At 74.0% G+C, this 15,729-nt stretch carries 12 protein-coding genes; all 12 read left to right on the top strand.

What is annotated here, in order from left to right:
- Positions 1-38 precede the first annotated feature (38 nt).
- Positions 39-1,862, top strand: coding sequence for a GAF domain-containing sensor histidine kinase (locus tag OG823_RS16305; RefSeq protein WP_371480280.1), 1,824 nt, complete (start codon positions 39-41; stop codon positions 1,860-1,862).
- A gap of 234 nt (positions 1,863-2,096) precedes the next feature.
- Positions 2,097-2,492 (top strand): YegP family protein, encoded by a 396-nt coding sequence (locus tag OG823_RS16300; protein ID WP_371480279.1) that lies wholly within the window; start codon positions 2,097-2,099, stop codon positions 2,490-2,492.
- Positions 2,482-2,886, top strand: coding sequence for a hypothetical protein (locus OG823_RS16295; protein ID WP_371480278.1), 405 nt, complete (start codon positions 2,482-2,484; stop codon positions 2,884-2,886). Before OG823_RS16300 ends, OG823_RS16295 begins: the two co-directional genes overlap by 11 nt.
- A 279-nt stretch (positions 2,887-3,165) precedes the next feature.
- Complete coding sequence (locus OG823_RS16290) at positions 3,166-4,194, top strand: substrate-binding domain-containing protein (RefSeq protein WP_371480277.1); 1,029 nt, start codon at positions 3,166-3,168, stop codon at positions 4,192-4,194.
- A 278-nt stretch (positions 4,195-4,472) separates the two neighbouring features.
- On the top strand, positions 4,473-5,018 hold the full coding sequence (locus OG823_RS16285) for a hypothetical protein (RefSeq protein ID WP_371480276.1): 546 nt from the start codon (positions 4,473-4,475) through the stop codon (positions 5,016-5,018).
- Positions 5,019-5,294: 276 nt separating this feature from the next.
- Positions 5,295-7,853, top strand: a complete 2,559-nt coding sequence (locus OG823_RS16280; RefSeq protein WP_371480275.1) for a hypothetical protein — start codon at positions 5,295-5,297, stop codon at positions 7,851-7,853.
- Between the two features lie 178 nt (positions 7,854-8,031).
- Positions 8,032-9,045 (top strand): phosphate ABC transporter permease subunit PstC, encoded by a 1,014-nt coding sequence (pstC, locus tag OG823_RS16275; protein ID WP_371480274.1) that lies wholly within the window; start codon positions 8,032-8,034, stop codon positions 9,043-9,045.
- A gap of 82 nt (positions 9,046-9,127) precedes the next feature.
- Positions 9,128-10,303, top strand: a complete 1,176-nt coding sequence (gene pstA, locus OG823_RS16270) for a phosphate ABC transporter permease PstA (RefSeq protein WP_371480272.1) — start codon at positions 9,128-9,130, stop codon at positions 10,301-10,303.
- 92 nt (positions 10,304-10,395) lie between these two features.
- Complete coding sequence (locus tag OG823_RS16265) at positions 10,396-12,141, top strand: phosphate ABC transporter substrate-binding protein PstS (RefSeq protein WP_371480271.1); 1,746 nt, start codon at positions 10,396-10,398, stop codon at positions 12,139-12,141.
- Positions 12,142-12,175: 34 nt separating this feature from the next.
- The gene (locus tag OG823_RS16260; protein ID WP_371480270.1) at positions 12,176-13,138 is read left to right on the top strand and encodes a sortase; all 963 of its coding nucleotides are present in this window, start codon (positions 12,176-12,178) and stop codon (positions 13,136-13,138) included.
- 113 nt (positions 13,139-13,251) lie between these two features.
- A complete protein-coding gene (locus tag OG823_RS16255; RefSeq protein ID WP_371484507.1) occupies positions 13,252-14,058 on the top strand; it encodes a phosphate ABC transporter ATP-binding protein in 807 nt (268 codons plus the stop codon).
- 279 nt (positions 14,059-14,337) lie between these two features.
- Positions 14,338-15,687: a cytochrome P450 gene (locus tag OG823_RS16250; protein ID WP_371480269.1), complete on the top strand. Its 1,350-nt coding sequence runs from the start codon at positions 14,338-14,340 to the stop codon at positions 15,685-15,687.
- The last annotated feature ends 42 nt before the right edge of the window (positions 15,688-15,729 follow it).

Genomic DNA, 15,729 nt, shown 5'->3' with positions numbered 1-15,729 from the left:
GCGGTCCATCGGAAATCCACACAAACTACGCTCGAAGCATGGAGCCCACTTCCTCCCGGAACCCCGATCCGGCGGTCCCCGCCTCGGCCGGCCCGGCCCCCCGCGCGGCCGCGCCGCTGCGGGTGCCGGAGATCGCCTCGCTCGGCCTGGACACGCTGGTCACCGAGGTGTCCGAGCGGCTCCAGTCCGCGGCCGCCGTCACCGACCGGATGCAGCGGCTGCTGGAGGCGGTGGTCTCGGTCGGCGCCGGGCTCGACCTGCACGCGACGCTGCACCGGATCGCCGTCGGCGCCGCCGAACTGGTCGACGCCCGGTACGCGGCGCTCGGGGTGGTCGACCCGGCCGGGCAGGGGCTGAGCGACTTCATCCACGTCGGGATCGACGCGCGGACCGCCGCGAGGATCGGTGAGCTGCCCGCCGGCCGGGGCATCCTCGGCGCGCTGATCGACCGGCCGGAGCCGCTGCGGCTGACCGATCTCACCGCCGACCCGCGCTCCGCCGGGTTCCCGCCGCACCACCCGCCGATGACGTCCTTCCTCGGGGAGCCGATCCGGGTCCGCGGGGAGGTGTTCGGCAACCTCTACCTCACCGAGAAGCAGGGCGGCGGCGCCTTCACCCCGGAGGACGAGCAGGTGGTGCACGCGCTGGCGGCCGCCGCGGGCGTCGCGATCGAGAACTCGCGGCTGTACGAGGCGGGCCGGCGCCGGGAGCGGTGGATCGCGGGTGCGTCGGCGGTGACCACGGCGCTGCTCTCGACGGACGAGGCGCAGGCGGCCCTGACGGTGGCCGCCGAGCAGGTGCGGGAGCTGGCGGGCGGTGCGCTAGGCATGATCATGCTGCCGACCGGGGACGGCCGGATGCGGGTCTCGCACGCCTCCGGCGAGGCCGCCGAGTTCGTCACCGGCGAGCTGTTGCCGCCGAGTTCCTTCGCCAGCCGGCTGCTGGCGGGGGAGAGCGTCTACCTGGAGGACATGTCCACCGACCCCGCCGTGGTGATCCGGCTGGCCCGGACCTTCGGGCCCTCGATGGCGGTGCCGATGGCGGCCACCGGCCGGGTGCTCGGTGCGCTCTGCGTCTGGCGGCGCCGGGGTGCGCCTGCCTTCACCGACTCGGAGAAGGAGCTGGCGCAGACCTTCGCCTCGCAGGCCGCGCTGGCCCTGCGCCTGGCCGAGGGCCAGCGCGACCAGCAGCGCCTCGCGGTCTTCCAGGACCGCGACCGGATCGCCCGGGACCTGCACGATCTGGTGATCCAGCGGCTGTTCGCCACCGGGATGATGCTGGAGAGCGCCGCCCGGCGGGCCGTGGTGCCCGAGGTGACCGCGCAGATCGGCAAGGCGGTGGACGAGCTCGACGCGACCATCCAGGAGGTCCGCACGACCATCTACGCCCTCCAGCACGGCGACCACGACGAGGAGCCGGACACCCTGCGCACCCGGGTGCTCCGGGAGGCGAGCCAGGCCGCCGCGGCGCTCGGGTTCAAGCCCTCGGTGACCTTCACCGGCCCGGTGGAGAGCCTGGTCGGCGAGCGGACCGGGCGTCAACTGCTCGCTGCACTAAGGGAGATGCTCTCGAATACGGCCCGGCACGCGCGGGCCTCCCGGGTCGGGGTGGAGGTCGACGCGACCGTCCATCTGGACGACGAGGGCCGGCCGGTTCCGGCCGATCCGGATCCGCCGGACCGGGTGGGCCGCCCGGGAGTGATGCTGATCGTCACGGACGACGGGGTGGGCATCCCGGACGGCGGACGGCGCAGCGGCCTGAACAATCTGGCCCGCCGGGCCGAGGCGCTCGGCGGCGAGGCCTGGCACGAGCCCGGACCGTACGGAAAGGGCACGACCGTCCGCTGGACGGCCCGGCTCTGACGGCTCTTGGGGTGCGCTTGGTGAAAGTTTAACGAGGGAGAACTTCGCGGCCAACGGAGCAAGTTGTGTATTTGCTGCCCTTCCTGTGTGCTCGTGTGCACACATAGCTTTGCCCCGTCTCGCTTATCGGACGGGGGAGCAGTGGACGCGTCGGGCCGAGGTCGCGCCGCATCAGCAGGACCGGGCGGATTACCCGGGGCAGGAGCACCGCCCGGAGCCGGGCCGCCGCCCGCGGTGCCGGGCCGGGGGGGCTTTCGCACCGAGCGTTCGCCCGACGGGCGTTACCGGTGGCAGCTGAAGTCACCGAACGGCCGGCTCGTCGCGGTCTCACCGGTCGGGTACGAGACCCCCGGCGAGGCCGAGCGGGGGTTCGCCGACCTGCGGGTCGCCGGGCCAGGACTGGTCGCCCGGATCACCCATGTCCGAGACGGCATCGGCTGGATCTGGGTGGTCCCGGGAGCCCGCGGCCTGCCCGAGATCCGCTCCAGTCGCGCCTACGAGCGGTACGCCACCTGTCAGAACGCCTTCCGGCGCTTCGTCGTGCTGCTCGCGAAGCTGGACGGGCCGGGCGCAGCCGTTCCCGAACCGCAGGGGCCGCAGGGCCCGTTGAGACCGTCCGATGGCGACTGAGCCGCGCGGTCCACGTCTGCTCACCGTCCGCGGCGCGGAGCGCGGGGTCGGCTGGGCGTTGCGGGCCGCCAACGGTCGGCAGCTCGCGGTCGGCGCCAGGGCGTACCGCAACGAGGAGGAACTCTCCGAGGCGGTGAGACGGTTGCTCATCGAGCGGGCCGCGCTGCGGTGCAGCGTCGGGCAGTCCGACGGCCGGCTCTGGGTGTGGACGGCCTACCTGCCGGCACTCAGCACCCGGCCCGGCGCCGCCGACGCCGGGCCGATCGCCCGCAGCGCGCGCGGCTACCTGCGCCGCGACCAGTGCCAGGGCGGCGTCGACAGCTTCGTCGCGGGCCTCCAGCAGATCGGCCGGGAGCTCCGGCGTGCCGGACGGGACGACCGGTGGCCCTGGTGAAGCGGAGGTTTCCGGCAGCACCCCGAACCGCCACCGGGAGAAGAACGTCGCCGGGCCCGCGGAGTCCGAAGCCCGCCCGCCGCACCCGCTCCGACCAGCGCGGACGACCCGCCTCCGGTTGTCGCTCCCGTCGGGGCCGGCCGCCCGGAGGCCCTTCCTGGGGCGGCCCCGGGCCGGACAGGATCAGCTCTGCCGGAGCGGCCGCCGCGGACTCCGGCCCCGGGCCCCATCCAGGTCCGGGCAAGCGATGTACGTCTCTCCCACCGGAGGAACAGGAACATGCGCAAGACCGCTGCCAAGCTGCTCACCGCCGCCGCCCTCGCGACCTCGCTCGTCACCATTGCGAGTGGCACCGCGCTGGCCGACCCGACCGTGACGCCTGCCGCCACCGACATCGTCGGTGTGGGCTCGGACACCACGCAGACCGTTCTGACCCAGTACTCCACCGACTACAACGCCACCCTGGCCGCCTCGGCGCCGCACCTGTACAGCTGGGACGCCACGGGCTCCGCGTCGATCACGCCCAAGGCCGGCGCCACCTCCATCACCCGCCCGAACGGCTCGGGCCAGGGCTTCGCCGCCCTGACCGCCGCGGGCAGCCAGGTCGACTTCGCGCGTTCCTCCAGCGCCCCGGCCGCCGGCACCTCGACCGCCTACGACTACATCAGCTTCGCGAAGGACGCGGTGACCTGGTCCGCCACGGCCACCGGCAGCAACGCGCCCGCCAACCTCACCACGGCGGACCTCACCAAGATCTACGACGGCACCTACACGACCTGGAACCAGATCACGGACATCTCCGGCTACACCGGTCCCGCCGTGACGATCAAGCCCTACCTGCCGCAGAGCGGTTCGGGCACCCGCTCCTTCTTCCTGAAGGCGATCGGCGTCACCACCCTGGGCGTCAACGTCGTCAGCGGCCCGGAGGAGAACGAGGGCACCAACGTCGCCCTCAACGACCCGAACGTGATCTTCCCGTACTCGGTCGGCCACTTCATCGGCCAGGTCTACAACGGCCACAGCAGCGGCACCGACGCGGCCGGCGTGCTGAGCCTGCGCAACGTCAACGGCGTGGCCCCGGTCACCGCCGCCCACACCATCAATCCCACCTTCGCCAACCCGGTCTACGGCCGCACGCTCTTCAACGTGGTCCGTGACGCCGAGTACGTCGCCACCGGCGCCCACGGCGACGCGCTGCGCGCCATCTTCGGCCCCACCGGCTGGATCTGCACCAGCACCGCCGGCATCGCCGACACCAAGAGCTACGGCTTCCTGACCATCTCGTCCTGCGGCACGATCGTCCGCTGACTTCCCTCCGGCCGATCCATCGACGGCCGGAAGCAACGAAGTTGACGTGACATCACACACCGGCGGCCGGGCGCGGGAAGCCCCGGCCGCCGGCCCGCCCGCGGGTGGCCCGGCCACCCGCGGGCACCCAGGAGCGGCCGTACCCGCCCCACCCCGGCCCGTACGCGCTCCGGCCCGCCCGGTGTCCCGGCCGCCGGCGAACCACCGCCCGGCCCGGCCCGTCGACACACAGCAGTCCAGCAGTCCGCAGTCCCTCGTTCCGTCCCAAGGAGAGCAGCATGTCCCGCACCAGCGTCCGCCTCGCCGCCACCGCCGCCGCCGCGGTCCTCGCCGTCACCGGACTGAGCGGTGCGGCCGCTGCCGACACCTCGGTGCCGGCCGCCGCGGCGAGCGGCAGCGCGGTGGTCAACGAGACCACCGCCTTCATCCAGCAGACGGCCGCCGCCGGTGTCCTGGTGGTCCCGCTGCCCTCGGCGACCCCGGCCTACGACAGCGCCACCGGCTTCTCGGCCACCTTCCCGGCCACCGGTGGCGACGGCGATCTGGCCGCCTCCTTCGGTGGGATCCAGCTGCAGCTCGCCTTCGACGCCTTCGCCTGGCAGCTGACCGGCGTGCCGCTCGGCGGCACCGACCCGGTCCCGCTCCTCGACCCGGCCGGCCAGACCACGATCACCCGGACCGGTACCACCCAGCAGCTGGTGGCGACCGACCTCAAGGTGGACGCCCAGGGCGCTCAGTTCCTCGACGGGAAGCTGAACAGCACCTTCTTCGTCGGCGGTCAGTCCGTCGGCACGCTCTCGGTCACCTTCACGCCGGCCGCCTGAGCCGCCGCTCCCGGTCCGGCCGGTCGCGCCCCGCCGCCACGGGGCCGGCCGGCATCTGTCGTGCGGTGCGGGTCCACGCGTCCTCATGTGGGCCCGCGCCGGCGTTCATGAGCAACTGGCCACAAGAGTGGGCCTGTTGTGGCCCAGTACATCCTGCCGACCGAATCCGGCCATCTCCGGATGGCCGAATGGGACGGTACCGCAGCCGTCGGTGCGCCCACCGAACCGCCCATCACCCGCGCAGACCCGTTGCGCATTCGCCCGGAGGTGCCCGCCATGAGACTCCGCCTGCCAGACCCGAGACAGCAGGGGCGGTGGCGCAGGAGGCTGCCCGCGCTCGCCCTCGCCTGGGCCGTGGTCGCCGCACTGTCGGTGCTGCCACTCACCCTCGGGCCGGCCACGGCGGCGCACGCGGACTCCGGGGTGACGGTGGCCGGGCCCAACCGCTACGACCCCGCCACCGGGGCGGACGGCCTGCCGGGGAGCGTGACGGTCACGCCCGCGAAGAACCTCTCCAACCAGGTGGTCCAGGTCTCCTGGAGCGGGTTCACGCCGACCGTCAACTGGGACGGCACCCAGGCCAGCGTCGCCAAGGAGGGTGACAGCGGCGTGATGTACCCGGTGCGGGTCTACCAGTGCCGGGGCGCGGATCCGAAGATCACGGACTGCTACGGGAACTGGCTCTACGGCGGCGAGAGCGCCCTCGGCTTCGACCAGCCCTCCCGCGACGTGGGCGTCCTCGCCCCGGACTTCCCGACCAACCAGCAGTGGGCGGTGACCGGCGCCGACGGCTCCGGCACGGCGTCCATCGAGGTCTGGTCGGCGAAGCAGAGCCCCTCGCTCGGCTGCGACGCCACCCACCCGTGCTCGATCGTGGTGGAGCCGAACTACGGGGGTGACCCGAACGACGCGGGCCGGGTCCGGGACGGCGCCGCCGACTGCAACGACCACGAGTTCGACATGGACTTCGACAGCAACACCGCCACGGACTACATCGTGCGCTCCATCGGTGCCAGCTGGAAGACCGGCAACTGGACGGGCGAGCGCTGCGCGTGGAACAAGCGCACGGTCGTGCCGCTGGAGTTCTCCCCGACGGCCGACGACTGCAAGGCCGCCGCCGCGGAGTTCAGCGCCGCCGGCCTGGAGATGGCCAACCGGGCCGTCCAGCAGTGGCGTTCGGGATTCTGCGAGGGCACCGATCCACTCAGCATGCAGTACAGCCCGGCCGGCGGTGAGCCGCAGGCCCGGGCCGACTTCCTCGGCGGCACCGGCGCGACCGTCGCGCTGACCGCCCGCCCCGACCGCTCACCGGCGCCCAGGCCTTACGTCTACGCGCCGCTGGCCACCACCGGGATCTCGGTGGTCTACCTGGTGGACGACCCGGAGACCGGCCGGCAGATCCGCAGCATGCGGCTGAACGCCAGGCTGATGGCCAAGATGCTCACCCAGTCGTACACGGGTGCGGCGAACGTCGCCTCGGTCGCGGGCAACCCGAACTGCATCTTCATGGACCCGGAGTTCCGTCAGCTGAACCCGGACTCGACGCTCGGCGGCGCACACTGGCCGAGCAGCTGCGCGGCCAACGCGATCAACATGCTGCCGATCGTGCTCGGCGGCACCACGGACCTGGTGTACCAGCTGACCTCGTGGATCGCGGGCGACCCGGACGCCGCCCAGTTCCTGCAGGGCGCCCCGGACCCGTGGGGAATGCACGTGGACAGCTTCTACCTGCGTCCGAAGTTCCCCGGATACCCCGTGGAGGCGTTCCAGCCGCAGGACTTCTCGGGGATCGTCGGGGAGAGCGGTGACAAGGCGGTCTGGAAGCAGTGGGAGTGGAACCCGCTGCTCGGCGGCCTCGGCCAGGTGGCCCGTAACCTGCTGCAGCTGCAGCCCACCGCGATCAACCCCGACGCGGTCGGCGGCACCCACGGCAAGATCGGCCGCCAGTCGATCGGCCAGCGGACCCTGTTCGCGGTCCTGGACGCCGGCCAGGCACGGGCGTTCGGCCTGCCGGAGGCCGCCCTGCAGAACCCGGCCGGGGCCTTCGTGACCCCGGGCCTGGACTCCTACCGGGCGGCCGTCGACGACATGCCCCTCGACGCGCTCACCGGCACCCAGCAGCTGCCCTACGGCACGGCGGGCACCGACTTCGCCAAGGACCAGCGGGCGTACCCGCTGACCACCGTGCAGTACGCGATGGCGCCCACCGCCGGTCTGGCGGACGCCAAGGCGAAGGCGGTCTCCACCTTCCTGCGGCGCACCACCGATCCGGGCGGCGGCCAGGTCTACGGCGCCGGCCCCGGGCAGCTCGCCGGCGGGTTCCTCGGACTGACCACGGACCAGCTCGCCCAGGCACAGGCGGCCGTGACGCACGTCGCGGCGCAGGACGGCACGCTGCCCGGCAACCAGAAGGCCCCGGCCGGCGACACCGGCCCGGCCACCTCGGCGGGCGACGCCGCGGCGACCGGCGGCCAGGCGGCCGCGGGCAGCACGGGCACCGGCTCCTCGAACGGCGCGGCAGGCGGTGACGGCGACTTCGCGGGGAGCGCCGGCGCCGGTGGCGCCACGGGCACCGGGGCCGCGACGGGCACGCCGAAGTCGGGGACGGCCTCGCCGGGCGCCGGCCCGCTGGACGCGGCGCCGGTGGCGGCCGGCCGGCCGGCGCCCGACCGGGCAGGCGCGGCCAGGCTGCTGCTGCCGGTCGCGTTGGTCACCGGCCTGGTGCTGCTGGTCGGCGGTCCGGCCGCGCTGATCCTGGGCGGCACGCCCGCCGGGGCGCGGCTCGTCGGCGGCCTGCGCTCCGGCTGGGGGCGGCTGCGCCGGACCGGGCGCTGACGGGCGGCCCGGCGGGGCCCCGTCCGGCCCCGCCGGGCCACCGGCACCCGTCCCGCCGGGCCCTCACCCCCGGTCCGCCCAGTCGGGCCCTCCACCCCGCTCCCGCGCCGACGGCACCCACCGGCGGCACCGGAACCACCACCTCCCCTCCCGATCCGAGCGCGCCGGAGAACAGACCATGACAGCCGCCACCGGGCCCGCGGAACCCTTCGCCCAGGCCTCGCCCGACCCCGACGTGCCGCGTACGATCACCTCTCCCGCCACGCCCGGTGACCGGGTGTTCCGGGGGGTGCTCCGGGCGGCCGGGCTCTCGGTCTTCGTGATCATGGGCCTGATCGCCTTCTTCCTGCTGTGGCGCGGCTCCGACGCCCTGCGGGTGACCGGCTGGTCGTTCCTGACCGAGCAGAAGTGGCGCCCCCAGGCGCACTCCTTCGGTATCGCCGCCGTCCTGCCCGACGGCCTGCTGATCGCGGTGATCGCCCTGGTGATCGCCGTCCCGGTGGCGCTGACCTCGGCCGTCTTCATCTCCGAGTACGCCCCGCAGCGGCTGCGCGCGGCCCTGGTCTCGCTGGTCGACCTGATGGCGGCGATCCCGAGCATCGTCTACGGGCTCTGGGGGCTGTTCTTCCTGCAGCCGCGGATCATCGGCCTGGTCCGCTGGATGTCGCTGCACCTGGGCGACGCGATCCCGTTCCTCAAGGTGCGCACCGGCGACATCGGCACCTCGTACACCTCCTCGACCTTCATCGCGGGCGTGGTGGTCTCCCTGATGATCATCCCGATCGTGGCGTCACTCAGCCGGGAGGTGTTCTCGCAGGCGCCGCAGGGCGAGCGGGAGGGCGCGTACGCGCTGGGCAGCACCCGCTGGGGGATGGTCCGCACCGTGGTGCTGCCGTTCGGCCGGGGCGGCGTGATCGGGGCCGTGATGCTCGGCTTCGGACGGGCGATGGGCGAGACGATCGCGGTCGCGCTGATCATCTCGCCGAGCTTCACCCCGATCACCCATGTGCTGGAGAACGGCGCCAACTCGATCTCGGCGCTGATCGCCCTGCGCTTCGGGGAGTCCGACGTGCTGTCGCTCTCCGCACTGATGGCGGCCGGACTGGTGCTCTTCGCGCTGACCCTGCTGGTCAACCTGGCCGCCGGGGTGGTCATCAACCGCTCCCGCTCCGGCGCGAACACGGCGGACTGACCGTGACCGCGATCCCGGGCCCCGCGACGGCGCCCCGCCGCCGCGCCCCACTGCCGCCCCGCCGCCCCGAAGGGACCACCGGATGACCACCCTCGACCTGCCGCCCGCCCCGGCCGCCGCGTCGGTGCCCGCCGCCGACCGGCCCGTCCACCCGCCCGAGCAGCGGGTGCGCCTCGGCGGCGTCACCCGTGAGGACGTGCTGACGCTGCTCGGCGCGCTCGGCGGCTCCCTCGCACTCGACTGGCTGCTGTACGAGAGGATCCTGCCGCTCAGCGGCGCGCTCGGCTTCCTGCTCTGCTGGTACCTGCTCTTCCTGGCCGGCTACGTCGCGCTCGGCCGGCTCCAGTGGGGCCCGCTGCTGGTGCGCGAGCGACTGGTCGCGGTCGTCACGTGGAGCGCCGGACTGCTGGTGGCGGCCGTGATCGTGGACCAGATCGGCTACCTGCTGGCGCGGGGCCTGCAGGCGGCGAGCCATCTGAACTTCTTCACCGAGTCCATGGAGAAGACCGCCGCGCTCTCCCCGATCACCTCCGGCGGCGCCCTCAACGCCGTCGTCGGTTCGCTCGAACAGCTCGGCCTGGCAACGCTGTTCGCGGTTCCCCTGGGAATCGCCGCGGCCGTCTTCATGTCCGAGGTCGGCGGCCGGATGTCCCGTCCGGTGCGCACGCTGGTCGAGGCGATGACGGCGCTGCCCTCGATCGTCGCGGGCCTGTTCGTCCTCGGAATCGTGATCATCACGTTCGGCTACGAGAAGAGCGGCTTCGCGGCCTCGCTCGCGCTGACCGTGATGATGATGCCGATCGTCACCCGGGCCGCCGAGGTGGTGATCCGGCTGGTGCCGGGCACGCTGCGGGAGGCCTCGTACGCGCTGGGCGGCAGCCAGTGGCGCACGGTGTGGAACGTGGTCCTGCCCACCGCCCGGCCCGGGCTGGTGACGGCGGTGGTGCTGGGGATGGCGCGCGGCGTGGGGGAGACCTCGCCGGTGCTGCTGACCTCGGGCTTCACCTCGCAGTTCAACGGCAACCCGTTCTCCGAGCACCAGGTGTCGCTGCCGCTCTACATCTGGAACTACGTCAAGCAGCCCTACCCCGAGATGGTCTCGCGGGCCTTCGCGGCCGCGCTGACGCTGATGGCCGTGGTGCTGGTCCTCTTCGTCACCGCCCGGGTCCTCGGCGGCCGGCCGCCGGGTCGCCAGACCCGCCGCGGGCGCCGTCGCAGCGCCCGCGCCGCCGCCGCCCGCGCGGCCGGGGGGCAGTGATGGCCGCCGGCGTACCGATGGACCGGGAAGCACTGATGGCCCGGGGAGCACCGTTGTCCGTACCGACCGCCCTGCGTTCCAGAGGAGTTCCCATGTCCCGGGAGGCCGCAAGCCGCCCCCTGTCCCGACCGGTGGCCCTGCTGCTGTCCGTCCTGCCGCTGGCCCTGGCCGTGCTGGTCGGGCAGAGCACCCCCGCGTACGCGTCCACCTCGCTCAACGCGGACGGCTCCAGCTGGGCGGGGCCTGCCATCGACCAGTGGCGCCAGGACGTCGGCCCGCAGGGCATCCAGATCAACTTCAACCCGGTCGGCTCGGCGGCCGGGCGCACCCAGTGGAGCAACGGGCTGGACGACTTCACCGCCTCGGACGTGCCGTTCCGCACCAAGGAGGACACCGGCCTGAGCGCCGAGGGGCGCACGCACGTCTACGCCGGCGCCGAGGCGCAGACCTACGGCTACTCCTACGTACCGATCACGGCCGGCGGTACGACCTTCATGTACAACCTGGTGGTGGCCGGCAAGCAGGTCCGCGACCTTCGGCTCTCCCCCCAGACCGTCGTCGACATCTTCACCAACAAGATCACCTCCTGGGACGACCCGAAGATCACCGCGGACTACGGCCGCGCCCTGCCGAAGCTGCCGATCACCCCGGTCGTGCGCTCCGACGGCTCCGGCGCCACCGCCCAGTTCACCCGCTGGATGTCGCACACCCACAAGGACCAGTGGGACGCCTACTGCACCCAGGTCAACGGGGCGGGCTGCGGTGACTACACCGAGTTCTTCCCGCCCGCCGGCCGGATGGTCGCCCAGAACGGCTCCGACGTGGTGGCGGGCTACATCAAGTCCCAGGCCGGGCTCGGCACCATCGGCTACGACGAGTACGCGTTCGCCAAGCGCAGCAACTGGCCGGTGGTGAAGGTGCTCAACCCCGCCGGCTACTACTCGCTGCCGACCGCCTCCAACGTGGCCATCGCGCTCACCGCGGCCAAGATCCGCGGCGTGGACGACGGCACCCCGGCGAGCGACCCCGACTTCCTGCAGCAGAACCTCGACGGCGTCTACACCATGAACGACCCGCGCTCCTACCCGATCTCCAGCTACAGCTACCTGATCGTGCCGCGCGCCGGGGCGGCCCTGCCGGTCCCGCCGCGCTTCACCAACGACAAGGGCAGCGCGCTCAGCCGGTTCATCTCGTACGTGCTCTGCGAGGGCCAGGGCGAGGCGGACGGCCTCGGGTACTCGCCGATCCCGCGCGGCCTGGTCAAGGGCGGTCTGCTGCAGACCCAGCACATCCCCGGCAACGCCAGCCCGGTCGACGCCAACTCGCTCAGCAACTGCGCGAATCCGACCTTCAACTCGGCCGGACAGCTGACCGTCCTCACCAACGCCCCGCAGCCCAGCCCCTGCGACAAGCTCGGCGCGCCGCTGGACTGCACCGTCCAGGGCGGCCAGGCGGTCGCCAAGAGCGCCACCGGTACGGGTGGCGCGGCGACCGGCGGAGCCAGGAGCACCGGTACGGCGGGTGCGGGCGGCGCCGCGAGCGGGAGCGGCGGGCCCGCGGGCGGCGCGGCCGAGCCGGGCGCGGCCGCCCCCGCGGGGGCCGGTGACCCGGCAGCCGAGCAGGTGATCGACCCGCAGACCGGCCAAGTGGTGGCGCAGGGCGGCGGCGGGGGCGCCGGGGAGATCCCGGCCACCGTGGTCGCCGTCGGCGGCCGGCCGGAGGACTGGCTGCTGACCACCCTCACCGCGATCGAACTCTTCGCGGTGGTCACCGTGCCGCCACTGCTCGGCGGGTACCTGGTCCGCCGGCGACGGCAGAACACCGGCGGTCCGGCATGACGTACCGTCAGGATGACGACCGCAGGGGGAGACAGTGAGCGCGCCGACCATCGACCAGGCCGCCGCACCGGTGCCGGCCCGGGCCACCGGGCCCGCGCCCACGGCACCGAACGCCTCGGCGGATCGGCCCCGACCCGCCGCCGACGGCCCGGGCGGCCCCGGCGGGCCCCCGGGCGCCCGCTCCCCCGCCCGGCGCCGCTTCCTGCAGGGCGCCTGGGCGGTCAGCCTGCTCGCGGCCCTGCTGACCGGCTTCACCGGCTATCTGTTCACCTTCTCCCACCTCCAGGAGCGGCACTTCCAGTCGACCTCCTACAAGAGCTTCCGCGACCAGCTCGCCAAGGCCGTCGCCCCGACCGGCGCGGCCGCCGACGGCGAGCCGGTGGCCCTGATCGACATCCCCGCCATCGGCCTGCACCAGGCCGTGGTGGTGGAGGGCACCACCGGGCGCGACCTGATGCGCGGCCCGGGACACCGCCGGGACACCGCGCTGCCCGGACAGCAGGGGGTCGCCGTGGTCTTCGGGCGGGGTGCGAGCTTCGGCTCACCCTTCGCCCGGCTGTCCGAACTGCGGGTCGGCGACCGGATCCGGGCCACCACCGGCCAGGGGACGTTCAGCTACACCGTGAACGTGTACGGCGGCGCCGACTCACCGATCACCGACCCGGCCGCCAACCGCCTGGTGCTGGTCACCGGCGACTCGGGCTGGATCCCCGGCAGCACGGTGCTGATCGGCGCCCGGCTCGACGGCGCCGCGCAGCCGAACCCCGGCGGCCGGCCCGCCTCCACGCCGTACGACAAGGCCCTGGCGGCGGACAAGAGCGCCCTCGCGGCCCTCCAGCTCTGGACGCTCGCGCTGCTCGGCGCCGTCGTCGCCGCCACCCTGGCGGCCCGCTACTGGCGCCGCACCGCCGCCTACCTGAGCCTGGCACCGGTCCTCGGCGCGGTGCTCTGGAACGTGTACGAGAACGCCGCCGCCCTGCTGCCCAACCTCTACTGACGCGCCCCGCCCGGAGGACCGCACCGATGACCGAAGCACCGCTCCAGACCGCCGATCTCCTCAAGCCCCCCGCCGTCCCCGGCGACGCCGTGAGCACTCTCACGCTGCCCGCCATGAGGAGTCACCGGGACGAACCGGCCGGGAGCCTGGCCGGCCTGGAAACCCGCGACGTCTCCGCCTGGTTCGGCGCCCACAAGGTGCTGGAGCGGGTCTCGCTCGGCATGCCGGCGGGCCAGGTGACGGCGCTGATCGGGCCCTCCGGCTGCGGCAAGTCCACCTACCTGCGCATCCTCAACCGGATGCACGAGATGGTGCGCGGTGCGGCGCTGGCCGGCCAGGTGCTGCTGGACGGCGACGACGTCTACCGCCCCGGCCGACGGCCCGCCGAGGTCCGCCGCCGGATCGGCATGGTGTTCCAGCGCCCCAACCCGTTCCCGGCGATGTCCATCCGGGACAACGTCGTCAGCGGCCTGAAGCTGGCCGGCATCAAGGTCGCCAAGGACGAGCGCGAGGAGCTGGTGGAGTCCAGCCTGCGCCGGGCCGGCCTCTGGGACGAGGTGGCCGCCCGGTTGCACGCGCCCGGCGGTTCGCTCTCCGGCGGTCAGCAGCAACGCCTCTGCATCGCCCGCTCGTTGGCCGTCTCCCCGGACATCCTGCTGATGGACGAGCCGTGCTCCGCCCTCGACCCGACCTCCACCCGCCGGGTGGAGGAGACCATCGCCGAGCTGCGCGGCCGGCTCACCATCGTCATCGTCACCCACAACATGCAGCAGGCCCAACGCGTCTCGCAGTCCTGCGCGTTCTTCCTCGCCACGCACGACACCCCGGGCCGGATCATCGAGGCCGGACCGACCGACCGGCTCTTCGGCGACCCGCGCGACCAGCGCACCGCCGACTACGTCAACGGCCGGTTCGGGTAGCGGTCCGGCGCGGCGCCCGGGGAGCGGCAGGGCCGGCGGTACTCGGTCGCGGCGCCGGGGACCGGACCGCCGCGGCCGACCGCGGCGCCGCCCGGGCGCGGGCCCGTCCGGCGCACCGGGCGGCGGCGGCCGAGGGCGCCCCCGCTGGCCCGGACTGGGCCGAACGGGCGTCGTCGGGCGGTGCCCGGCCGGGGCGGCCGTCCGGAGCGTGACCCGCTGACGCTCCTGTCGTTGGGCCGGAAGGACCGGAAGACGCAGACCACCCGAGAGGGGCCGACGATGCCCACGCCCGCCGCCGATGCCACCGTTGCCGTGCCGCCCGCGCGGGAGGCGGCCCCGGCCGGGCTCGCGGCGCACATGGGCAGGCACCCGGGCGAGCCGAACGTGATGGACCCCGAGCTGCTGGCGGATCCCGCCGCCGGCTACGGGAGGCTGCGCGAACAGGCACCGATCGTCCGCGGCCGGATGCCGGACGACTCGCCGGTCTGGCTCGTCACCCGCTTCGACGACGTCCGCGAACTGCTGCGCGACGCGAGGTTCGTGAACTCGCCGATGTCCGTTCCCGGCCACACCGGGCCGGATCCGCGCACCGCGCCGGCGGAGCCGACCGGGCTGCCCGTGGGGCTCCACCGGTACCTCCTCGGCTCGCTGCTGGACAGCGACCCGCCGGCCCACACCCGGCTGCGCCGGCTGGTCTCGCGGGCCTTCTCCGCCCGCCGCGTCGAGGCACTGCGGCCCCGGGTGGAGCGGATCACCGCCGAGTTGATCGCCGCACTGCCCGGGCACGCCACCGAGGGGGTGGTGGATCTGGTCGAGCACTTCGCGTACCCGCTGCCGATCACGGTGATCTGCGAACTGGTGGGCATCCCCGAGGCCGACCGCGCGCTCTGGCGCGAGTGGAGTGCGGACCTCCTCGGCACGGCCGCCGGCCGGCCGGCCGCCGCCACCCCGGTGCTCATCGACCACGTCCGGGAGCTGGTCCGCCGCCGCCGCGGCGCGCCCGCCGACGACCTGCTGAGCGAACTCCTCCGCCCGGACGGCGAAGCGGGGGACGGTGACCCGCTCGACGACGACGAGGCGGTCACCATGGTGCTGATGCTGGTGCTGGCCGGTCACGAGACCACCGCCCACCTGATCGGCAACGGTACGGCCGCCCTGCTCGCCCACCCCGACCAGCTCGCCGCGCTGCGCGCCGACCGGGGGCGGTGGCCGGGGGCCGTCGAGGAGCTGATGCGCTGGTGCGGTCCGGTCCAGATGACCCGGCTGCGCTACGCCACCGAGGATCTGACCTTCCGGGACACCCGGATCCGGCGCGGCGAGGCCGTCCGACTCGTCCTGGTCGCAGCGAACTTCGACCCGCGTCGGCACGCCGGACCGGAGCGCCTCGACCTCCTGCGCGAGTCGGCGGGCAAGGGCGAGCAGCACGTCGGCTTCGGCCACGGGATCCACTACTGCCTCGGCGCCGCCCTCGCCCGGCAGGAGGGCGAGGTCGCGCTCGACGCCCTGCTGGGCCGCTACCCGGCGCTGTCGCTCGCGGTGCCGGCGGACGCCTTGGAGCACGTCCCGCTGCCGGACGGGCGGCGGCTGGTCCGGCTGCCGGTGCGGCTGGGGCCGCCCGCCACGTCTTGACCGCTGGGCCGGGTGGCGCTAGCTTCGCCGCAGTTTAGGAAA

The organism is Kitasatospora sp. NBC_00315 (assembly GCF_041435095.1).
Lineage (GTDB): Bacteria > Actinomycetota > Actinomycetes > Streptomycetales > Streptomycetaceae > Kitasatospora.
Note: the sequence above shows the minus strand (reverse complement) of the source record. Positions and strands in the feature narration are given on the sequence as shown.